This is a genomic window from Acidovorax sp. GW460-11-11-14-LB4 (assembly GCF_059423685.1).
This window is the reverse complement of record NZ_JBWKYJ010000015.1, coordinates 21888-42940: the sequence shown is the minus strand read 5'-3', so window position 1 is coordinate 42940 and position 21053 is coordinate 21888. Positions and strand designations below refer to the sequence as shown.

The following is a 21053-nucleotide window of genomic DNA, read 5'->3' as shown; positions in this document are numbered from 1 at the left end:
GCTGGCACCAAATGCACCAGCTTGGTGCGGTTCCAACGGCCCTTCGGGGCCGTTGTTGTTTTTCTGGCCGACTCCTTGCAGGGGCGCACAAACCCGCACTGGCGCATGGACTGCTACCGGATGTAACATGCCTGCAGACCGCCTGCGCGGGCGGTTCAAGGAGGGCTTCATGTCGCTTCTGAAGACGCTCAAGGGCCAGATCCTGGTCCTCTCTGCCACCTGCATGGTGGCTGCCCTGATGGTGTTGACGTTGGTCAACTACCTATCGGCACGTGCACAGGCGCAGGTTTCGCTGGCCGAAGAGGGCATGGCGACCGCCAAGAGCCACGCAGAAACCATCGAGGAGTGGGCGCGGGCCAAGGCCACGATCATTGCGGCCTCCATCGCCGCCTTTGAAGATCCCGAGCCTGCCAAGTCACTGGCCATGCTGCGCGACGCGGGCAAGTTCAGCACGGCGTATTTTGGCTACGCGGACAAGAAGTACGTTTTTTCAGAGACTCGCAGCCTGCCCGCCGACTACGACCCCACCGCACGTCCCTGGTACAAGCAGGCCGCGCAAGCGGGCGGGTCTGTGGTCACGCCGCCCTACATCTCGGCGTCCGACCAAAAGCTGGTGGTGACTTTTGCGACCCCGGTGGGCGCCGGCGCGGCGCTCAAAGGCGTGGCTGCTGGTGATGTTTACATGGAGTCAGTGGTTGCCAATGTGGCTTCCATCCAGCCCACGCCGCAGAGTTTCGGGTTTCTGGTGTCTGCCGATGGCAAGATCATCGCCCACCGCGACCAGGCGCTGACCCTCAAGCCCATCGCAGATTTGTCTAAGGACCTCGTGATCGACAAGCTGCTCGCGGCATCCAAAGACAAAAGCTTGCTGCAGGCGGACATCGCGTCGCGCAGCCGGTTACTCAGCGTGGTGCCGATCGCGGGCACCTCATGGATGCTGGTGGTGGCCCTGGATGAAAGCGAGGCCATGGCACCGATCCGGGCCATGCTGGCCACATCGCTGATCTCCAGCGTTTTGGTGTTGGTGGTGGCCGTTGGGCTGCTGGGCGTGGTTCTGACGAGGCGCCTGCGCCAGCTCACGCTGGTGCGTGACGCGATGCATGAAATCGGCGCCGGTGATGGCGACCTGTCGCGCCGCATCGACGCCCACGGTGAGGACGAGCTGGCCCAGATCGCTGGTAGCTTCAATAGCTTTGCGGGCAAGCTCTCCGGTGTGCTCTCGCAGATCCGTGACGCCAGCAGCTCGGTACGCGTGGCCGCCGAAGAGATTGCCACCGGCAACCATGACCTGAGCGGGCGCACCGAACTCACGGCATCCAGCCTGCAGCAGACATCAGCCTCCATGCAGCAACTGACCGAGACCGTGCGGCACAACGCAGACTCGGCACGCCAGGCCAACCAGCTGGTGGCCCAGGCGTCCAACGTGGCGCAACATGGGGGGCAAGTGGTGGGCAATGTGGTGACCACCATGGACCAGATCAATGCGGCCTCGCGCAAGATCAACGACATCATCGGCGTCATCGACGGCATTGCCTTCCAGACCAACATCCTTGCGCTCAATGCTGCGGTGGAAGCCGCCCGCGCGGGCGAGCAGGGCAGGGGCTTTGCGGTGGTGGCAGGCGAGGTGCGCAGCCTCGCCCAGCGCAGCGCCGAGGCGGCACGCGAGATCAAGACCCTGATCAATACCTCGGTCGAGCAGGTGGAAAACGGCTCGCGGCTGGTGCACGACGCGGGCACTACCATGACCGAGATCGTGACCTCGGTGCAGCGTGTGACGGACATCATGGCCGAGATCACGGCGTCCACCAATGAGCAAAGCACCAGCATCAACGAGGTCGGCCAGGCCGTGGCCCAACTCGACCAGATGACCCAGCAGAACGCAGCGCTGGTGGAGGAGAGCGCTGCTGCGGCACAGAGCCTCAAGGACCAGTCGGTGCGGCTGTCGGAGGTGGTGGGTACCTTCCGCCTGTCCACCGACCCTGCCCACGCTGCGCCACGGCTGTCCTCGCCGGGCGGTTAAGTTGCCAGGGGCGGGGCGGCGCCCCCATGCACCTTACTGTCGGAGTGCGGGGCACCGTGATAATCGGCGCCCATGCGCCGCCATTTCTCCCTCGTTCTCTACGCCCTCCGGGCACATCCGGCGGTTGCGACGGGTCCAGGTGCAGGGCCTGAAGGGCGGATGCGATGACGCAATCAATGGACGCCGCCCTGCGGGCCTTTGCGCCCGCGTTGCCGATGGCCGTGGCGTTGAGCGGGGGCGCAGACTCGACCGCATTGCTGTTGGGCTGTGCACGCCGCTGGCCCGGGCAGGTGCTGGCCATCCATGTGCACCACGGGCTGCAGGCGGCTGCCGATGGGTTTGAGCAGCATTGCGTGGCCTTGTGTAGCAAGCTGGGCGTGACCTTGCGTGTGCAGCGGCTGGACGCACGCCCCGCGCCCGGCCAGAGCCCCGAGGACGCCGCTCGGCAAGCCAGATACCAGGCTTTGACGGCAGTAGCGCTAGAGGATCATACCTTGGGTGCTATTCAATCCATAGCAATTGCACAGCACGCCGACGATCAGGCCGAAACCCTGCTACTCGCCCTGTCGCGCGGAGCGGGCGTGGCCGGCCTGGCCGCCATGCCTGCCCAGTGGACGCGTGCTGGTCTGGTCTGGCACCGCCCCTTGTTGCAGGTGTCTGCGGCGGACGTACGCGATTGGTTGAAGGCACAAGGCCAGGCGTGGGTGGAAGACCCCACCAACTCCGATGAGCGCTTCACGCGCAACCGCATTCGGGCGCAACTGCTGCCTGCGCTGCATGCCGCATTCCCGTCCTTTCGCGATACCTTTGCACGGTCGGCCGCCAATGCAGCCCAGGCTGCCGAGCTGCTGCACGAGATGGCACAGCAGGACCTGTCCTTGGTGGGCGTGCCCCCCGGTATCAAGGCGCTGCAGGGGCTCACCCGCGCCCGCCAGGCCAACGTGGTGCGCCACTGGCTGCGCCATGCCCACCAAACCACCCCGGGAGCCGCGCAATTGGGCGAGCTGCTGGATCAGATCCAGGCCTGCTCCACACGGGGTCACCACATCCGCATCAAGGTAGGAAGCGGCTTTGTCGTGCGGTCTGGTCTTACGCTGGAATGGCTCAGGCAGTAGCTCTCAGGTGTCTTTTTGCCCGCGTCACGGGACGACGCCCACAAACACGGGAGTAAACCGCCGTATCCGGCACGTTGGCCAATCGCGAAGATTGCCAGCTCTATGCGCTCGGTGCGTCCAATAGAAAGCCCGAGTCCGTCCTTGCCCCCTGTCCAACAGGCTCAACACACAAGCCATCCGCGCTCGGATGGCCTCCATATGCGACATCAAAACCTGGGCGGCAATCGGCGAATAAGTGACTCCAGCTATCAGCGCCCGGCGTGCACGAGGACTTTGGACCAGCCCACCTATGCTGCTGCAACCAGCGGAACAGGCCCTGAAATGAGGCATAATAGCGGGATTGGAAACGTGACCGAGTGGCCGAAGGTGCTCCCCTGCTAAGGGAGTATGGGGTGTAGAGCCTCATCGAGGGTTCGAATCCCTCCGTTTCCGCCAAGATAAGCCCCAAGCGCTCAACGCGCTTGGGGCTTTTTCTTTTGAGTTTTTTAGCCGCCTAGTTATATCTGACGCCGCCTGCGAACTGTCCGAACTCCTCGAACAATCATTCGTCGATGGACGCACTCCACCGGCTGCCCCAATCGCTTCCCTTGTTGCTCACCTTGTCGATCTCGCGGCGGTCGCGTTTGGTTGGGCGACCTTCTTGCAATGTCGCGGCTGGCTCGGGGGCCAAGCGGCGCAGTTCTGCGGCTTTTTCGCGGGCGGCGATGCTGTCGGGGGTTTCTTCGTACAGTTGCTGGGCCACTGGCGCGGGGCCCCGGGCACCGCTCAGGCCCCGTACGAGCACGGTGCGTGCCACGGGGCCCTGGCGCAGCGCTACGGTGTCGCCGCAGCGCAGGTCGCGTGCAGGTTTGGCCAGCTGGCCATTGACAGTGACCCGGCCCTTGCCGATCTCTTCGGTGGCGAGGCTGCGGGTCTTGTAAAAGCGGGCGCACCAGAGCCACTTGTCCAGGCGCATCGTCTCCAAGGTATTCATGGGCGAGATTGTGCCGTCTAGGCCACGGGTGTGATGTCGGTCAAGGGCGCAGGCAGTGGCAGGCGAACCACGGCGTCCAGCCCTGTCACCTTGTGGCCTTGCACCTGGTTTGTCAGTGTGATGTTGCCTTCCAGGGCCTGCACGATCTCATGGCAAATGGCCAGGCCCAGGCCGCTGCCGGTGCGCACGTCTCCTGCAGAAAAGGGCTGGAACAGGCGTGCCGCCAGCTCGTCATCAATGCCGGGGCCGTGGTCGCTGATCGTCAGCGCCGCATGCCGCCCGTCGCTGCGCAAGTCCACGGTCAACTCACTGCCGGGCGGTGCGTGGCGCACGGCGTTGTGCAGCAGGTTGCGGCTCAGTTCGCGCAGCATCCATTCATGCGATTGCACCAGGGTTGGCTCGGTGTGGATGCCAAAGTCCAGATCGCGCTGAGCAATCAGTGGCGAAATCTCCAGCGCCACGGCACGCAGAATGTCATCAAAGCGGGTGGCTGGTGGAGCGCTTTGTTGGCGCAGCTGCTCCACCTTGGCCAGGGCCAGCATCTGGTTGGCGAGCTGGGTGGCGCGGTCCACGGTGTCGCTGATCTCGTGCAGGGCTTGTTGCGGCTCCACGTCGCCGCGCAGGGCCGATTGCACCTGGGTCTTGAGCACGGCCAGCGGTGTGCGCAGCTGGTGGGAGGCATCGCGCACAAAGCGCTTTTGGTGCCGCAGCAGGTGACGCAGGCGCTGCATGACCTCATTGGTGGCGTCCACCAGCGGCTGCAGCTCGCGTGGGGCGAGCGGGGCCGCGATGGGGCTCAGATCGCCCTCGCGCCGGGCCTGCAGCTGCTGGCTGAGCTGCCGCACGGGCTGGGTGGCGCGCTGCACCACCAACACCACGGTAAAGGCCACCACGGCGATCAACAGCGCCTGTCGCAACAGGGTGTTCCACAGGATCTGCAGTGCCAGGGTTTCGCGCACCTCCAGCGTCTCCGCCACCTGGATCACGGCCATCGCCCGGCCTTCGGAGCTGGCCACCGGTTGCAGCAGCACCGCCACGCGCACATCGCGGTCACGAAATCGGTCATCGTAAAAGTCCACCAGAGCCGCATAGGGAGGGCGGGCAGGAATGCTGCCGTGCCACACCGGCAGGTCCTCAAAGCCCGACACGATCTCGCCTTTGAGGGTCGAAACGCGGTAGAACATCTGGCTCTGGTTGTCAGCCTCAAAGGCCTCCAGGGCCGAATAAGGAACGATGGCGCGCAGCTGCGCTGCGTCGTCAAAGCCTTTCACATCGAGCTGTTCGCTGATGCTTTTGGCGGATGCCAGCAGGGTGCGGTCATACGCGGTGTTGAGCGATGCCAGCGTCTGGTGGTACAGGCTCCAGGTGTTGAAGCCGATGAACAGGGCTACAGGCAGCAAGATGCCCAGCAGCAGGCGCCGCCGCAGCGAGTGGTGGCGCACACCATCCTCGCTCATGCGTCGGCCCGCAGCAGGTAGCCCAGGCCGCGCAGTGTCATCAGGGTCAGACCTGTGCCCGCCAGCTTCTTGCGCAGCCGGTACACCACGACCTCGATGGCTTCGTACTGCACGTCGAGCTGGCCCGGAAACACCAGCTCATACAGTCGCTCCTTGGTCACGGCATGCCCGGGCTGGGCGAGCAGGGCGTGCATCAGTGCCAGCTCGCGCGGGGTCAGCTCCATCACCTCGCCGTTCAGATACAGCGCACCACTGTCCTTGTCGTAGCGGATGGCTCCGATCTGCACGGTGCTGGGTGCCAGCGGCGCTACGGCGGGATCTGCACTGCGGCGCACCAGCGCGCGCAGGCGTGCCTCCAGCTCGTCCAGATCGAACGGTTTGGGCAGGTAGTCGTCGGCGCCAGCGTTCAGCCCCACCACGCGGTCGCCCACGGTGCCACGTGCCGTCAGGATCAGTACGGGGGTGCGCAGGCCACGTGATCGCGCCTGCTGCAGCACCTGCAAGCCGTCCAGGCCCGGCAGGGTGAGGTCCAGGATGACGGCGTCGGGCTGCAGGGCGGTCCATTGGCTCAGCGCTGCGCGTCCGTCGCCCACTGCGGTCACTTCCATGCCACGCCGGGTCAGTGCGCGGTGCAGCGTGGCCTGCATGGTGGGGTCGTCTTCTACAAGGAGCAATTGCATGCGCGGCACCATAGCACCGTCTCATTGGGCCGGGTGCATGAGTGTTTTCCCTGAGTCTGAGGACAGCCGTTTGACAGGCAGCGCGCGCATCATCGGGCGGTTCGCAAACCTTATCAGGAGACAGACACCATGCGTCGCGATACCTTTCTGAAATCACTGGCCGCCCTGGCCGCTGCGGGTGCGTTGCCCGTGTCGGCCCAGTCGGCAGCGGCCCTCAAGATGATGATACCCGCCAACCCCGGGGGCGGTTGGGATTCCACCGGCCGCGCGCTGGGCAAGGCGATGCAGGATGCGGGCGCCGCATCGTCGGTGTCCTACGACAACAAGGGCGGCGCAGCGGGCGCGATTGGCCTGGCCCAATTCGTCAACGCCAGCAAGGGCGATCCGAACGCGCTGATGGTGATGGGCGCTGTGATGCTGGGCGGCATCATCACCGGCAAACCACCGGTGGGCCTGGACAAGGTTACGCCCCTGGCGCGCCTGACCAGCGAATACAACGTGTTTGTGTTGCCCGCCAACTCGCCTTTCAAGACCATGAAGGATGTGGTGGAACAGCTCAAGAAGGACCCTGGCAGCGTGAAGTGGGGTGGCGGCTCGCGCGGCTCTACCGAGCACATTGCCGCCGCCATGATCGCACGCGAAGTGGGCGTGGACCCCGCCAAGATCAACTATGTGGCGTTCCGTGGGGGCGGTGAGGCCACTGCCGCCATCCTGGGTGGCAACGTGACGGTGGGCGGCAGCGGCTACAGCGAGTTCTCCGAGTACATCTCTGCCGGCAAGATGCGCGCAGTGGGCGTGACCTCGGGCACCCGCCTCAAGGGCGTGAACGTGCCCACGCTCAAGGAGCAGGGCATCAACGTGGAAATCGGCAATTGGCGCGGCGTGTACGGCGCGCCTGGCATCACACCCGAACAGCGCAAGGCCTTGATCGATGCGCTGGCCAAGACCTTCAAGCACAAGGCCTGGCAGGACGCGATGGAAAAGAACGGCTGGACCCCCGCATGGATGGCCGGCGACGAGTTCGGCAATTTCGTGGATGCCGAGTTCGCCAGCATGCGCGCCACGATGGCCAAGTCCGGAATGATCTGATCCCGAAGCAAGGCGCGGCAGCCGTCGTTTCTGCCTCTGGGCAGGCGGCGCGCCCGTGCATTGGTTGGTGCGAAGGAAAAAACATGACACAACAACATTCATCGCGCTCCAAGCCCTTGCAGACCCTGATCGGGGTCGGGCTGGTGGTGCTCGCGCTGGGTCTGGCCTGGGGGGCCAGCTCGGTCAGTTCAGAAGCGGGCTATGGTGGCGTGGGACCCAACTTCTTTCCCTGGGTGGTCAGCATTGCCATCCTGATCTGTGGCGTGCTGTGCGTGGCGCATGCGCTGAGCGGCGGGTTTCGGGAGCTGGAAGAGGGCTCCGGCGACGAGCGCGCCCACTGGAAGGGCTTCATCTGGGTGTCGGCAGGGCTGCTGCTCAACGCCCTGCTCATCACCACGCTGGGCTTCATCCTGAGCTGTGCGTTGTGCTTCGTGCTGTCGGTACGGGGTTTCAAGAGCTCGGAAGGTGAACTCGACCTGCGCCTGCAGGCCTGGATCAAGGATTCCTTCATCGGTATCGCGGTAGCGGCTCCGGTGTACTGGATGTTTACGCAACTGCTGGCCATCAACCTGCCCGGCCTGACCAACACGGGGTGGCTGTAAAGCCTGCACGCCATGGAAACCTTAAACCTTTTGATGCAGGGTTTTGCCACCGCGGCAACACCCATCAACCTGATGTGGGCCTTTGTTGGCTGCATGATCGGCACCGCCGTGGGCGTGTTGCCAGGCATCGGCCCCGCAGTGGCTGTGGCCATGCTGCTGCCCATCACCGTCAAGGTCGAGGCCACGGCCTCGATGATCTTCTTTGCAGGCATCTACTACGGCGCCATGTATGGCGGCTCCACCACGTCCATCCTGCTCAACACCCCGGGTGAGGCCGGGTCCATGGTCACGGCCATGGAGGGCAACAAGATGGCCAAGCATGGCCGCGCCGGTGCGGCCCTGGCCACGGCCGCCATCGGTTCGTTTGTGGCGGGCACCATCGCCACGGTGCTGGTGACCTTCTGCGCGCCGCTGGTGGCCGAATACGCCATCCGCCTGGGCCCACCTGAGTATTTCATGCTGATGGTGCTGGCCTTCACCACCGTGAGTGCGGTGCTGGGCAAGAGCACGCTGCGTGGCATGGTGGCGCTGTTCGTGGGCCTGGCCATGGGCTTGATCGGCATCGACCAGATCACGGGCCAGGCGCGCTACACCGGGGGTGTGCCTGAGCTGATGGATGGCATCGAAGTGGTGTTGATCGCCGTGGGCCTGTTTGCGGTGGGCGAGGCGCTGTACAACGTGATGTACGAAGGCAAGTCCGACGAGACCCAGAACCGCCTGACCAGCACCCACATGACCAAGGAAGAGTGGAAGCGCTCCTGGCCCGCGTGGTTGCGCGCCACGGCCATTGGGTTTCCGTTTGGCACCGTGCCTGCCGGTGGCAGCGAGATTCCAACCTTCCTGAGCTATGCCGCCGAGAAGAAACTGAGCAAGCACAAGGAAGAGTTTGGCACCACGGGCGCCATCGAAGGTGTGGCAGGCCCCGAGGCCGCCAACAACGCGGCCATCACGGCCACGCTGATCCCGCTGCTGACGCTGGGCATCCCCACGTCGAACACCACGGCCATTTTGCTGGGCGCGTTCCAGAACTATGGCATCCAGCCCGGCCCGCAGCTGTTCGACACCAACGGCGCGCTGGTGTGGGCGCTGATCGCGTCGATGTACATCGGCAACGTGATGCTGCTGATCCTGAACCTGCCGCTGGTGGGCCTGTGGGTGAAACTGCTGAACATCCCGAAGTCGTACCTGTACGCGGGCATTCTGGTCTTCTCCACCCTGGGTGTGTATGGCATGCGCCAGAGCGCATTCGACCTGGTGCTGCTGTACGCGATCGGCCTGCTGGGTGTGGTGATGCGCCGCTTTGACTTCCCCGCCGCGCCGGTGGTGGTGGGCATGATCCTGGGCCCCTTGGCTGAGGCTCAGATGCGCAATGCGGTGTCGATTGGTGAAGGCAAGTGGACGATTTTCCTGGAGCGCCCCGGTTCGGTGACCCTGATCGTCATCGTGCTGGCCGTGCTGATCGTTCCGCGCCTGCTGCGCCGTTGGGCTGCCCGCAAGATGGCGCTGGCAGAGGCCTGAAATCGTGGCGAGGCCCCAGGCTCGCACCCATAAAAAAACCGCGCCATCGGGCGCGGTTTTTTTTCGTCCAGACGGCGCGGGCAGATCCGTGCCGACGATTTTCTTGGCAAGCCAGACCCCCAGGCGCTGTGCTCCCGGAGCCCTCCCCACCAGGTGGCTTGCTGTGAACTCGGGCTGAATCGTACCATAAAATGCGAATAGTTCTTATTTGCAGGATGGCGCATGTTTTCATTTCCGCGGGAGTTTCTGGTGCTTTGTCGTCAGTGGGGCGAAGCCCAGCGGCGTTGCAGCGCGGCCCTGACGGTGCAGGCCACCGAGATCCAGGCGCTGCAGGCCGAGGTGGTGCGGCTGCGTGGGGCACTGGTGGTGCGCGATACGCGGCTGGCCATGGCGTACGACGAGCTGGCGCAGCTACGGGCTGCTGTGCCGGGACTCTCCCGCCGTCAGACCATGGCACGCCACATCGCTGTGCTGGCGGAGCGCATTGCCACCTTGTCGCGGGAATGCCTGCGCTGGCGACTGGCGGCGCAGTCAGACACCAGGGCAGTGAGCCACCCGGAGCAGGGTGGGGCAACCAGCGCCGCGCCCCCGGATGCTTCGGCACACCCCCGCAGGGTGCGCGTGCCCGTGGTGGTCGAGGCCCATCCGGACGCAGACGCGGGTGCGGCCTTCGACGCCAGCCTGGCCGCCGCTGACCTGGTGATTTGCCAGACGGGCTGCATCAGCCACGACGCCTACTGGCGGGTGCAGGACCAGTGCCGTCGCACGGGCAAGCCCTGCATCTTGGTGGACCAGCCGCTGGCAGCATGTGAGGCGTCCCTGTACACATCTTTGACTCCTGTTTTGGATAAAAACGCCTGATAGCGCTAGTGCCATTTGCCTAGGTAGCTATCTAATTTGTAGCGTCTCGGCTCCATGCCGGACGTCTGCTGCCTGTGGGGGACAGATCCTGCGCCCCGCCAGCGCGCTACCATCCGCAGATGCCTTTGCTCGCTGATGACGCCCCCGCACTGCCGCTGGATGCCCAGGGCATTCTGGAACTGGCGGCACGCTCCATGTTCCAGCTGTTCTCCAGCGTCAGCCAGGGCATGTTCCTGGTGGATCGCAGTGGGCGCATCGTGTGGGTGAATGAGGGCTACCAGCGCTTTCTGCCGGACCTGGGTTTTTCGTCGGTGGACCAGTTCGTGGGCCGCACGGTGGAAGAGGTCATCCCCAACACACAGATGCGCCGCGTGCTCGAAACGGGCCAGCCCGTGCTGATCGACCTGCTGACCAACAAGGCGGGCACCTTTGTGGTCAGCCGCATTCCGCTGCGCGACGACGCAGACCGCGTGATCGGCGCTATTGGCATCGTGCTGTTCGACCATCCCGAAACCACGCTGCAGCCGCTCATCAGCAAGTTTGCGCTGCTGCAGCGCGACCTGGACGACGCCCGGCGCGAGCTGGCCAGCCAGCGCCGCCGCAGCCTGGCGGTGGCGGGCGACGGCGAGCGGCGGTCCAAGTACACCTTTGCCAGCTTCATCGGTTCCAGCCCCGCGGCGGCCGAGGTCAAGCGCCAGGCGCGCCGTGCAGCGCAGTCGAGCAGCCCCGTGCTGCTGCTGGGTGAGACGGGGACCGGCAAGGAGCTTCTGGCCCACGCGATCCACGCAGCGTCCAGCCGCGCCAGTGGCCCGTTCGTCAGCGTCAACATCGCCGCCGTGCCCGACACGCTGCTCGAGGCCGAGTTCTTCGGCGTGGCGCCTGGCGCCTACACCGGCGCCGACCGCAAGGGCCGCGACGGCAAGTTCAAGCTGGCTGATGGCGGTACGCTGTTCCTCGACGAAATCGGCGACATGCCCCAAAGCCTGCAGGCCAAGCTGCTGCGGGCGCTGCAAGAGGGCGAGATCGAGCCGCTGGGCAGCAACAAGCTCGTGCCTTTCAATGTGCGCATCCTGGCCGCGACGTCGCGCGATTTGGCGTCCCTGGTGCGCGAGGGCAAATTCCGCGAGGATTTGTTCTACCGCCTGCATGTGCTGCCGGTGCGTGTGCCGCCGCTGCGCGTGCGGCGCAGCGACATCCCTGCCTTGGTCGAAGCATTGGGCGAAGACCTGGCCCTGCGCAACGGCACCGCGCCGCCCGAGTTGCTGCCCGATGCAATGGCCCTGCTGGCGGGCCAGCCCTGGCGCGGCAACATCCGCGAGCTGCGCAATGTGCTGGAGCAGGCGGTGATGCGCAGCGACTCGCAGTCCATCGACGCCGCGCAGCTCGAACGCATCCTGCGCGAAGCGGGCGTGGAGCCCGCCGCCCCCGCCCCGGTGCAGGACCCGGGCCACGCCGCCGATGCCGAGGACGAAAGCCGATACCTGCGCCCGCTGGCCGAGCAGGTGGCGGAGCTGGAGCGCAAGGCCATCGCGGCTGCGCTCAAAGCCCATGGCGGCAACAAGCTGGCCACTGCTCGCCAGCTGGGCATCTCGCGCGCCACGCTCTATGGACGTCTGGAAAACCCTGAATAAAAATCAGGCAAATGTCTAAAAATTAGACATTCAATGTGTATTTAAATCAGGCAGTGTCGCCAGCTTGTCAGCAAAAGTATCTTTGAAATCAAGCACTTGGCTGCTGGCACAGACTGTGCAATAAAGAAGCATCACAACAGGAGACATCGCCATGCACCGTCGCACTCTGGTCGCCCTCGCTTCCGCAGCCGTTACCGCCGCCGCACTTTCTGCCCCCGCGTTCGCGCAGACCGGTGAAATCCGCATTGCCCACGTGTACAGCAAGACGGGTCCGCTGGAGGCCTATGGCAAGCAGACCCAGACCGGCCTGATGATGGGCCTGAACTACGCCACCGGCGGCAGCATGACCGTCAATGGCAAGAAGCTCGTCGTGATCGAGAAGGACGACCAGGGCAAGCCTGACCTGGGCAAGAGCCTGCTGGCCTCGGCCTACTCGGATGACAAGGCCGATATTGCCGTCGGCCCCACCTCCAGCGGCGTTGCCCTGGCCCTGCTGCCCGTGGCCGAGGAATACAAGAAGATCCTGCTGGTGGAGCCCGCCGTGGCCGACGCCATCACCGGCGACAAGTGGAACAAGTACATCTTCCGCACCGGCCGCAACAGCAGCCAGGACGCGATCTCCAACGCCGTGGCCATCGACAAGGCGGGCGTGACGGTGGCGACGCTGGCGCAGGACTATGCCTTCGGCCGCGATGGAGTAAAGGCCTTCAAGGACGCGCTCAAGAACGCCAAGCTGGTGCACGAGGAATACCTGCCCACCACCACCACCGACTTCACCGCCGGTGCCCAGCGCCTGATCGACAAGCTCAAGGACGTGCCCGGCCGCAAGGTCATCTTCATCATCTGGGCCGGTGCAGGCAACCCGTTCAAGATCGCTGACATGGACCTCAAGCGCTATGGCATCGAGATCGCCACCGGCGGCAATATCCTGCCCGCGATGGCTGCGTACAAGAACTTCCCTGGCATGGAAGGTGCCACGTACTACTACTTCGGCATCCCCAAGAACCCTGTGAACGAAGCCATGGTGGCCGCGCACTACAAGGAGTTCAAGACCCCGCCAGACTTCTTCACGGCCGGCGGCTTCAGCTCGGCCATGGCGCTGGTCACGGCCCTCAAGGCCACGAACGGCGACACCAACACCAACAAGCTCATCAAGACCATGGAGGGCATGAGCTTCGAGACGCCCAAGGGCAAGATGACCTTCCGCAAGGAAGACCACCAGGCCATGCAGAGCATGTACCACTTCAAGATCAAGGTGGACCCGGCCTTTGCCTGGGGCGTGCCCGAGCTGGTGCGCGAGATCAAGCCTGAAGAAATGAACGTGCCGATTCGCAACAAGCGATAAGCCGGTCTTTCGATTCCGTTAGCGAGTTAGCGAGGCCCGTCGGACAGGACCCCCGTCCTGCTCCTTCGGGGTCCATCCCGCAGGGGCGGCCGCCCCTCTTTTTCCAGTGAATTGATGCATGAACCCCCGGGTCTACACGGGGGCTGGGTCGGTTTTTCTCAAAAATTATTTGGAGACAAGACAACATGGCTTTCAATTTCATCCGGGCGGCAGCAGCAGGGGCTGCGATGGCACTGTGTGGCACGGGCAGTGTTCACGCTGCCGTCAACCTACCAGCACTCAAGATCGACAAGACACAGACCACGGTATCGGGCCTGTCCTCGGGCGGCTTCATGGCCGTGCAGCTGCACGTGGCGTATTCGGCAACGTTTGCCAAGGGCGCCGGCGTGGTCGCGGGCGGCCCGTTCTATTGCGCGGAGGGCTCGGTCGTCAACGCCACCGGGCGCTGCATGGCCAGCCCCGCAGGCATCCCCACCAGCACGCTGGTCAGCACCACCAACACCTGGGCCAGCCAGGGCGTGATCGACCCCGTGGCCAACCTGCAGAACTCCAAGGTCTACCTGTTCTCGGGCACGCTCGACAGCGTGGTCAAGACCGGGGTGATGGACGCGCTGCGCACCTACTACAACAGCTTCGTGCCCGCCGCCAATGTGGTCTACAAGAAGGACATTGCTGCCGAACACGCCATGGTGACGGACGACTACGGCAACGCCTGCTCCACCAAGGGCGCGCCCTACATCAGCGACTGCAACTTCGACCTCGCCGGTGCCATGCTGCAGCACCTGTACGGCACGTTGAACGCCCGCAACAACGCCACCCTGCCCACCGGCAATTACATCGAGTTCAACCAGAGCGAATTCATCACCAACCATGGCATGGCCACCACGGGCTGGGCCTATGTGCCCCAGGCCTGCCAGGCGGGCGGCACAGCCACCTGCAAGCTGCATGTGGTGCTGCATGGCTGCAAGCAGAACATCAGCGATGTGCAGCAACAGTACGTGCGCAACACCGGCTACAACCGCTGGGCTGACACCAACAACATCGTGATGCTGTACCCGCAGACCAGCACCGCAGCCACCAACAGCTGCTGGGACTGGTGGGGCTATGACAGCGCCAACTATTCCAAGAAGTCGGGCCCGCAAATGGCGGCCGTCAAGGCCATGGTGGACCGCGTCTCCAGCGGCACGGGTGGCACCACGCCCCCCGACCCTGTGGCTCTGCCAGCCCCCACGGGCGTGAGCACGTCGGGCGCCACGGCCAGCAGCATGGCCATCGGCTGGGCCGCTGTCACGGGCGCGGCCAGCTACAACGTGTACCGCAACGCCAACAAGGTCAACGCGCTGCCTGTGACTGCCACCAGCTACACCGACACCGGTCTGGCCGCGTCCACCACCTACAGCTGGACGGTGCGCGCGGCCGATGCCAACGGGGCCGAGGGCGCCACATCGGCCGCAGCTTCGGGCACCACGCTGGCCGCATCGGGCGGTGGCACCGCCACCTGCACCACCGCCAGCAACTATGCGCACACCCTGGCCGGGCGCGCGTACGCCGCCGGGGGCTACACCTATGCGCTGGGCTCCAACCAGAGCATGGGCCTGTGGAACGTGTTCGTCACCAACACCTTGAAGCAGACCAGCACCAACTACTACGTGATCGGCACCTGCCCCTAAAGTGCCGGGGGCGCGCTGCCGCAGGGCAGGGCGCCCCACCCATTCCATCGATTGACTCAGACCGTGAAAGTGAACCCCCACCCATGAGCACCTTGGCCACCAAGGACTTGACCATCCGCTTTGGCGGCCACGTGGCGGTCAACGGCGTGACCTGCTCTTTCGAGCCCGGCACGCTGACCGCCATCGTGGGCCCCAACGGCGCTGGCAAGACCACTTACTTCAACCTGATCTCGGGGCAACTCAAGGCCACCAGCGGCAGCGTCACTCTGGGCGGGCAGGACCTCACGGGCCAGTCCGTCTCGGCACGCACCCACGCGGGCCTGGGCCGGGCGTTCCAGCTCACCAACCTGTTCCCCAACCTCAGCGTGCTGGAGAACGTGCGCCTGGCCGTGCAGGCCACGCAAGAGGGCAAGCACCGCCGGGGCATGAACCTGTGGAGCATCTGGAGCGACCACAGCGCGCTGACCCAGCGCGCCCGCGTGATCCTGCAGGCCGTGGCCATGACCGACCGGGCCGACACCCCCGTGGCCAGCCTGCCGCACGGCGACCAGCGCAAGCTGGAAGTGGCGCTGCTCATGGCGCTGGAGCCGCAGGTCTACATGTTCGACGAGCCCACGGCCGGCATGAGCCACGACGAGGCGCCCGTGATCCTGAACCTGATCCGCGAGCTGAAGAAGGACAAGACCAAGATCATCCTGCTGGTGGAGCACAAGATGGACGTGGTGCGCGAACTGGCCGACCGCATCATCGTGCTGACCAACGGCACGCTGGTGGCCGATGGACCGCCAGCCGAGGTGATCGCATCGCCCGTGGTGCAAGAGGCTTACCTGGGCGTCTCCAAGGACGCAGAGAAGGAGGCCGCATGAGCACGACACCAACGATCAACCTGCTCGAACTCAAGGGTGTGCACACGCACATCGGGGCGTACCACATCCTGCACGGCGTTCATCTCGCTGTGCCCAAGGGGCAGCTCACCATGCTGCTGGGCCGCAACGGCGCAGGCAAGACGACCACGCTGCGCACCATCATGGGCCTGTGGCATGCGTCGCAGGGCTCCATCCACTTTGGTGGCAAAGACATCACCGCGATGAATACGCCGGCCATCGCGGGCCTGAACATCGCCTATGTGCCCGAGAACATGGGCATCTTTGCCGACCTCACGGTGAAGGAAAACATGCTGCTGGCCGCACGCAGTGCCCGCAACGCCGCGCAGATGGACGAGGCGCGCTTGCAGTGGATCTTCAAGCTCTTCCCCGCGGTGGAGAAGTTCTGGAACCACCCCGCCGGCAAGCTCAGCGGCGGCCAAAAGCAGATGGTGGCCGTGAGCCGCGCCATCGTCGAGCCGCGCGATCTGCTCATCGTGGATGAGCCCAGCAAGGGCCTCGCGCCCGCCATCATCAACAACATGATCGATGCGTTCGACCAGCTCAAGAAGAGCGGTGTGACCATCCTGCTGGTCGAGCAGAACATCAACTTTGCCAAGCGGCTGGGGGACACCGTGGCCGTGATGGACAACGGCCAGGTGGTGCACGCGGGCAGCATGGCCGCGCTGGCGCAAGACGAAGAACTGCAGCGCTCGCTGCTGGGGCTGGCGCTATGAGTCGTGTGAGCAATTTCAGATGTTTTCGGGCGGTAGCGCAGGTATCTATTGTCGTGGCAGCTATCAAATATGTAGCTGATGTGCGTGGTGCGGCAGTAGCTGCTGGAGGTCGGGCATGAGCATCACCCGCGATTTCGACTGGAAGCCGCTGGCGCTGGTGCCGGCGCTGGCGCTGCTGGTGCTGCCCTTCATCGGCTCGCCCAGTACCTGGCTCACGCTCACGGTGGCGGGGCTGGCCATGGGCATGATCATCTTCATCATTGCCTCGGGCCTCACGCTGGTGTTTGGTCTGATGGATGTGCTGAACTTTGGCCATGGCGTGTTCATTGCGCTGGGTGCGTTTGTGGCCACCAGCGTGCTGGGCGCCATGGGCGACTACACCCAGAGTGCCGAGCTGTGGCGCAACCTGATGGCCGTGCTGCCCGCCATGGTGGTGGCCATGGCAGTGGCCGGGGCCGTGGGCCTGGCGTTCGAGCGCTTCATCGTGCGGCCGGTGTATGGACAGCACCTGAAGCAGATTCTCATCACCATGGGCGGCATGATCATTGGTGAAGAGCTCATCAAGGTCATCTGGGGCCCCGCGCAGATCCCGCTGCCATTGCCCGAGGGCATGCGCGGCTCGCTGCTGGTGGGCGATGCTGCCATCGAAAAATACCGCCTCGTCGCGGTGGCCGTGGGCCTGCTGGTGTTTGGCGTGCTGGCCTGGACGCTGTCGCGCACCAAGGTCGGCCTGCTGATCCGCGCCGGCGTGCAGGACCGCGAGATGGTCGAAAGCCTGGGCTACCGCATCCGCCGCCTGTTTGTGGGCGTGTTCGTGGTGGGCTCGGCCCTGGCGGGCCTGGGCGGCGTGATGTGGGGCCTGTACCAGCAGAACGTGGTGCCCCAGATGGGCGCGCAGGTCAACGTGCTGATCTTCATCGTGATCATCATCGGCGGCCTGGGCAGCACCGGCGGCGCGCTCATCGGTGCGCTGCTGGTGGGGCTGATGGCCAACTACACCGGCTTCCTGGTGCCCAAGGTGGCGCTGTTCTCCAACATCGCGTTGATGGTGGCCATTCTCTTGTGGCGCCCGCAGGGCGTCTATCCCGTGGCCAACCGCTGATGAGGAGCCGACTGACATGCTGAACCGACTTCTCTCCGGCGACTACCCGCGCAGCAAGGTGCTGGCGGTGATTCTGGTGGCCATCTTTGTGGGCCTTGCTTTTGCACCTTTCCTCTTCCCCGGGGTCAAGGCGCTGTCCGTGGCGGCCAAGGTGCTGATCTTTGTGGTGCTGGTCGCGAGCTTTGACCTGCTGCTGGGCTACACCGGCATCGTGAGCTTTGCGCACACCATGTTCTTTGGCATCGGGGCCTATGGCATCGCCGTGGCCACCACGCGCATGGGGCCCACCTGGTCTGCGCTGCTGGTGGGGCTGGCCGGGGCGCTGGTGCTCTCGCTGCTGCTGTCGCTGGCGGTGGGGCTCTTCTCGCTGCGTGTGCGGGCCATCTTTTTTGCCATGATCACGCTGGCTGTGGCCGCCGCGTTCCAGACCCTGGCCTCGCAGCTGTCGGACATCACCGGCGGCGAGGACGGCCTGACCTTCAAGGTGCCCGAGTTCCTGTCGCCCAGTTTCGAGCCGTTTGACGACCCCTTCCTGGGCGTGAGCATCGATGGGCGGCTGATCTGCTACTACCTGCTCTTTGTCACGGCCGTGGCGCTGGTGCTGGCGCTGCTGCGCATCGTCAACTCGCCCTTCGGCCGCGTGCTGCAGGCCATCCGCGAGAACGAGTTCCGCGCCGAGGCCATTGGCTACCGCGTGGTGGTGTATCGCACCACGTCCAGCGTGCTGTCGGCGCTGTTTGCCACTATGGCGGGCGCCATGTTGGCGCTCTGGCTGCGCTACAACGGGCCGGATACGTCCCTGAGCTTCGAAATCATGATGGACTGCCTGCTCATCGTGGTGATCGGCGGCATGGGCACGATCTACGGTTCGGCCATTGGCGCCGTGCTCTTCCTGGTGGCGCAAAGCTACCTGCAGGATCTGCTGCGCCTGGGCAGCGAGGCAGCCTCAGGCCTGCCCTGGCTGTCTGCGCTGCTGTCGCCCGACCGCTGGCTGCTGTGGCTGGGCGTGCTGTTCGTTCTGTCCGTTTACTACTTCCCCACCGGTGTGGTGGGGCGCCTGCGCGCGGCAGCTGCGCGCAAGGTGCGGTGAGTGGCCCAGCCGCGCCGGGTGACTGGCGTGGCCTGGGTGTGTGGGTGAGCTGTGCAACAAGACGCAAAGAAAAAACTCCAGGAGACAAGCACATGAAGATGAGCATGAAGAACCCGCGTTTTCGTCCCTTTTCTCGTCCGTTCGTTCCCGCCGTGCTGGCTGCAGCCGTGCTGGCCGCCTGCGGCGGCAGTGATGGCGACAGCGCCGCACTCAACACCAAGCCCACCTACCTGGGCGCTATCAGCGAGATCACGTACGACGGCACCAGCAACGACCTGCTGACGGCTGGCCTGGGCGCCACGGGGCTGGCTGCCGCCGTGCCACCGGCCTATGCCGACCCGCTCAAGCCCACCGCAGCCGAGCTGCGCCGCACCGCCATCCACACCAACTACCGCGCCATGCTCGACATGACGGCGGCCGGCGGCTACGGCACGCTGTATGGCCCCAATGTGGATGCGCAGGGCAAGGTCACCACGGGCGAGGGCAAGGTGGCGGGCACCGAATACATCGCGTTTGCCGACGACGGCACGGGCCGCAAGAACGTCACCCTCATGGTGCAGGTGCCTGCCAGCTTCGACCCCAAGAAACCCTGCATGATCACCGCCACGGCTTCGGGGTCGCGCGGTGTTTACGGCGGTATCTCCACGGGCGAGTGGGGCCTGAAGAAGGGCTGCGCCGTGGCGTACTCTGACAAGGGCACGGGCGGCGCGCCGCACGACCTCATGAACGACACCGTGCCGCTGCTCGACGGCACCCGCACCACGGCCGCCGCAGCGGGCAAGGCCGCAGCCTTCAACGCGGGCCTCACGGCCACCGAGCTGGCCGTTTTCAACACCGCCACGCCCAATCGTTTTGCGTTCAAGCACGCGCACTCGGGCCAGAACTCTGAAAAGGATTGGGGCACCACCACCCTACAGGCGGTGGAGTTTGGCTACTACGTGCTCAACCAGCGCTACGGCGCCACCGATGCAGCGGGCCAGCGCCTCAAGACGCTGACCCCGGCCAACACCATCGTCATCGCATCCAGCATCTCCAACGGTGGCGGTTCAGCGATTGCCGCGGCCGAGCTGGACACGCAGGGCCTCATCAGCGGCGTGGCCGTGTCCGAGCCCGCCATCGAGATGCCTGCCAACCCCGGTGTCACCGTGCGCCGTGGCAGTGCTGAGGTGGCCGTCACCGGCAAGACGCTGGTGGACTTCACGACCTACGCCAACCTGTATCAGGCCTGCGCATCGCTGGCGCCGTCGGTCAGCACCAGCCCTTACGCCGCTGCTTTTGCCGCCGGCTTTGGCAGTGCGGCCCTGCCGATTGCGCCCAATCGCTGTGCCTCGCTCAAGGCGGCGGGCCTGCTCACGGCCTCCACCACGGCCACGCAGGCCGAGGAGGCTTTGCAAAAGCTGCGCGCCTACGGCTGGGAGCCGGAGTCCAACGACTTGCATGCGTCGCTGGCTGCGTTTGAAGTCGCTCCGGCGGTCGCCGTCACCTTCGCCAACAGCCTGTCGCGCGCCAGCGTCAAGGACCACCTGTGCGGCTTCAGCTACGCGGCCACAGCGGCTACGGGCGCGGTGACATCACTGGCACCCGCAGCCCTCGCTGGCATGTTTGCCACGGGCAATGGCGTGCCTCCATCGGGCGGCATCAACCTGGTCAACAACCTGGGCAAGCTGGGCCCGGCACGCGACTTCCTGTCGGTGTCGGACGCTGGCGTGGCCGACTGGAACCTTAGCGGCGCGCTGTGCCTGCGCAACCTCGTCACCGGCAACGACGCTGCTGCCAAGAAGCTGCAGGCCGGTGTTCAGGAAACCCGCCGCAACGGCAACCTGCGCGGCAAGCCCGCCGTGATCGTGCATGGCCGTGCCGATGCACTGCTACCCGTGAGCCATACGTCGCGCCCCTACGCTGCGCTGAACAAGAAGGTCGAAGGCGCCGCCAGCAAGCTCAGCTATGTGGAAGTGGCCAATGCCCAGCACTTCGACAGCTTCATCGGCTTGCCTACCGTGCTGCCGGGTTATGACAGCCGCTATGTACCGCTGCACGTGTACCTGAACCACGCGCTCGACGCCGTGTACGACCACCTCGCCAACGGCAAGGCGCTGCCCGCCAGCCAGGTGGTGCGCACGGTGCCACGTGGCGGCACACCTGGCAGCGCCCCGGCCATCACCGCCGCCAACGTGCCGCCGCTGGCCACCACGCCCGCTGCCGCCAACGCCATTGCCATCACGGCGGGCGCCATCTCCATCCCTGACTGACCGGGACGCTGAACGACCTATGTGGAAGCCCGGGACCCGTGCACTGCCGGC

At 65.1% G+C, this 21053-nt stretch carries 17 protein-coding genes and 1 tRNA gene; 15 read left to right on the top strand and 3 right to left on the bottom strand.

The genetic code is table 11. From position 1 onward, the window contains the following. Positions 1-169: 169 nt before the first annotated feature. From AC07X4_RS08420 to AC07X4_RS08410, 3 genes are all read left to right on the top strand, one after another. Positions 170-2020 carry a methyl-accepting chemotaxis protein gene (locus tag AC07X4_RS08420; RefSeq protein WP_494739815.1) on the top strand — a complete coding sequence of 617 codons (1851 nt, stop codon included), beginning with the start codon at positions 170-172 and terminating at the stop codon, positions 2018-2020. Between the two features lie 164 nt (positions 2021-2184). Next, positions 2185-3135, top strand: coding sequence for a tRNA lysidine(34) synthetase TilS (gene tilS / locus AC07X4_RS08415; RefSeq protein ID WP_494739814.1), 951 nt, complete (start codon positions 2185-2187; stop codon positions 3133-3135). Positions 3136-3477: 342 nt separating this feature from the next. Then, positions 3478-3570 (top strand) — tRNA-Ser (locus tag AC07X4_RS08410). A gap of 106 nt (positions 3571-3676) precedes the next feature. On the opposite strand, the gene AC07X4_RS08405 is transcribed toward AC07X4_RS08410, so the two are convergent. The 3 genes from AC07X4_RS08405 to AC07X4_RS08395 are packed head-to-tail and all read right to left on the bottom strand — an operon-like array spanning position 3677 to position 6245. Further along, the gene (locus tag AC07X4_RS08405; RefSeq protein WP_056064624.1) at positions 3677-4108 is read right to left on the bottom strand and encodes an RNA-binding S4 domain-containing protein; all 432 of its coding nucleotides are present in this window, start codon (positions 4106-4108) and stop codon (positions 3677-3679) included. A 17-nt stretch (positions 4109-4125) separates the two neighbouring features. After that, positions 4126-5565: a sensor histidine kinase gene (locus tag AC07X4_RS08400; RefSeq protein ID WP_494739813.1), complete on the bottom strand. Its 1440-nt coding sequence runs from the start codon at positions 5563-5565 to the stop codon at positions 4126-4128. Next, positions 5562-6245, bottom strand: a complete 684-nt coding sequence (locus AC07X4_RS08395) for a response regulator transcription factor (RefSeq protein ID WP_056065161.1) — start codon at positions 6243-6245, stop codon at positions 5562-5564. Before AC07X4_RS08395 ends, AC07X4_RS08400 begins: the two co-directional genes overlap by 4 nt. 129 nt (positions 6246-6374) lie before the next feature. Here AC07X4_RS08395 and AC07X4_RS08390 point away from each other — a divergent pair, with 129 nt between their 5' ends. The 12 genes from AC07X4_RS08390 (at position 6375) to AC07X4_RS08335 (ending at position 21002) form a co-directional block, all read left to right on the top strand. Continuing rightward, on the top strand, positions 6375-7334 hold the full coding sequence (locus tag AC07X4_RS08390; protein WP_116747501.1) for a Bug family tripartite tricarboxylate transporter substrate binding protein: 960 nt from the start codon (positions 6375-6377) through the stop codon (positions 7332-7334). A gap of 83 nt (positions 7335-7417) precedes the next feature. Then, entirely contained in the window at positions 7418-7936 is a 519-nt protein-coding gene (locus AC07X4_RS08385) for a tripartite tricarboxylate transporter TctB family protein (RefSeq protein WP_056064616.1), read from the top strand. Between the two features lie 12 nt (positions 7937-7948). Next, on the top strand, positions 7949-9454 hold the full coding sequence (locus tag AC07X4_RS08380; RefSeq protein ID WP_056064614.1) for a tripartite tricarboxylate transporter permease: 1506 nt from the start codon (positions 7949-7951) through the stop codon (positions 9452-9454). 222 nt (positions 9455-9676) lie between these two features. Beyond that, the gene (locus AC07X4_RS08375; RefSeq protein ID WP_494739812.1) at positions 9677-10315 is read left to right on the top strand and encodes a DUF2325 domain-containing protein; all 639 of its coding nucleotides are present in this window, start codon (positions 9677-9679) and stop codon (positions 10313-10315) included. Positions 10316-10434: 119 nt separating this feature from the next. Next, positions 10435-11946 (top strand): sigma-54 interaction domain-containing protein, encoded by a 1512-nt coding sequence (locus tag AC07X4_RS08370; protein WP_121942500.1) that lies wholly within the window; start codon positions 10435-10437, stop codon positions 11944-11946. Between the two features lie 151 nt (positions 11947-12097). After that, complete coding sequence (locus tag AC07X4_RS08365) at positions 12098-13291, top strand: substrate-binding domain-containing protein (protein WP_056064604.1); 1194 nt, start codon at positions 12098-12100, stop codon at positions 13289-13291. 185 nt (positions 13292-13476) lie between these two features. Next, entirely contained in the window at positions 13477-14961 is a 1485-nt protein-coding gene (locus tag AC07X4_RS08360; RefSeq protein ID WP_494739811.1) for an extracellular catalytic domain type 2 short-chain-length polyhydroxyalkanoate depolymerase, read from the top strand. Positions 14962-15044: 83 nt separating this feature from the next. Then, entirely contained in the window at positions 15045-15827 is a 783-nt protein-coding gene (locus AC07X4_RS08355) for an ABC transporter ATP-binding protein (RefSeq protein ID WP_056064596.1), read from the top strand. Further along, positions 15824-16561 carry an ABC transporter ATP-binding protein gene (locus tag AC07X4_RS08350; protein WP_494739810.1) on the top strand — a complete coding sequence of 246 codons (738 nt, stop codon included), beginning with the start codon at positions 15824-15826 and terminating at the stop codon, positions 16559-16561. The genes AC07X4_RS08355 and AC07X4_RS08350 overlap by 4 nt, the downstream gene beginning before the upstream one ends. 115 nt (positions 16562-16676) lie before the next feature. Next, positions 16677-17663: a branched-chain amino acid ABC transporter permease gene (locus tag AC07X4_RS08345; protein ID WP_056640195.1), complete on the top strand. Its 987-nt coding sequence runs from the start codon at positions 16677-16679 to the stop codon at positions 17661-17663. Positions 17664-17679: 16 nt separating this feature from the next. Next, complete coding sequence (locus tag AC07X4_RS08340) at positions 17680-18753, top strand: branched-chain amino acid ABC transporter permease (protein WP_494739809.1); 1074 nt, start codon at positions 17680-17682, stop codon at positions 18751-18753. A 92-nt stretch (positions 18754-18845) separates the two neighbouring features. Next, a complete protein-coding gene (locus tag AC07X4_RS08335; RefSeq protein WP_494739808.1) occupies positions 18846-21002 on the top strand; it encodes a D-(-)-3-hydroxybutyrate oligomer hydrolase in 2157 nt (718 codons plus the stop codon). Positions 21003-21053: the final 51 nt, after the last annotated feature.

Excerpts from the sequence above, each read along its gene's own strand:
- AC07X4_RS08420 (WP_494739815.1), top strand. The coding sequence starts at position 170 with ATGTCGCTTCTGAAGACGCTCAAGGGCCAGATCCTGGTCCTCTCTGCC.
- tilS (WP_494739814.1), top strand. The coding sequence starts at position 2,185 with ATGACGCAATCAATGGACGCCGCCCTGCGGGCCTTTGCGCCCGCGTTG.
- AC07X4_RS08405 (WP_056064624.1), bottom strand. The coding sequence starts at position 4,108 with ATGAATACCTTGGAGACGATGCGCCTGGACAAGTGGCTCTGGTGCGCC.
- AC07X4_RS08400 (WP_494739813.1), bottom strand. The coding sequence starts at position 5,565 with ATGAGCGAGGATGGTGTGCGCCACCACTCGCTGCGGCGGCGCCTGCTG.
- AC07X4_RS08395 (WP_056065161.1), bottom strand. The coding sequence starts at position 6,245 with ATGCAATTGCTCCTTGTAGAAGACGACCCCACCATGCAGGCCACGCTG.
- AC07X4_RS08390 (WP_116747501.1), top strand. The coding sequence starts at position 6,375 with ATGCGTCGCGATACCTTTCTGAAATCACTGGCCGCCCTGGCCGCTGCG.
- AC07X4_RS08385 (WP_056064616.1), top strand. The coding sequence starts at position 7,418 with ATGACACAACAACATTCATCGCGCTCCAAGCCCTTGCAGACCCTGATC.
- AC07X4_RS08380 (WP_056064614.1), top strand. The coding sequence starts at position 7,949 with ATGGAAACCTTAAACCTTTTGATGCAGGGTTTTGCCACCGCGGCAACA.
- AC07X4_RS08375 (WP_494739812.1), top strand. The coding sequence starts at position 9,677 with ATGTTTTCATTTCCGCGGGAGTTTCTGGTGCTTTGTCGTCAGTGGGGC.
- AC07X4_RS08370 (WP_121942500.1), top strand. The coding sequence starts at position 10,435 with ATGCCTTTGCTCGCTGATGACGCCCCCGCACTGCCGCTGGATGCCCAG.
- AC07X4_RS08365 (WP_056064604.1), top strand. The coding sequence starts at position 12,098 with ATGCACCGTCGCACTCTGGTCGCCCTCGCTTCCGCAGCCGTTACCGCC.
- AC07X4_RS08360 (WP_494739811.1), top strand. The coding sequence starts at position 13,477 with ATGGCTTTCAATTTCATCCGGGCGGCAGCAGCAGGGGCTGCGATGGCA.
- AC07X4_RS08355 (WP_056064596.1), top strand. The coding sequence starts at position 15,045 with ATGAGCACCTTGGCCACCAAGGACTTGACCATCCGCTTTGGCGGCCAC.
- AC07X4_RS08350 (WP_494739810.1), top strand. The coding sequence starts at position 15,824 with ATGAGCACGACACCAACGATCAACCTGCTCGAACTCAAGGGTGTGCAC.
- AC07X4_RS08345 (WP_056640195.1), top strand. The coding sequence starts at position 16,677 with ATGAGCATCACCCGCGATTTCGACTGGAAGCCGCTGGCGCTGGTGCCG.
- AC07X4_RS08340 (WP_494739809.1), top strand. The coding sequence starts at position 17,680 with ATGCTGAACCGACTTCTCTCCGGCGACTACCCGCGCAGCAAGGTGCTG.
- AC07X4_RS08335 (WP_494739808.1), top strand. The coding sequence starts at position 18,846 with ATGAAGATGAGCATGAAGAACCCGCGTTTTCGTCCCTTTTCTCGTCCG.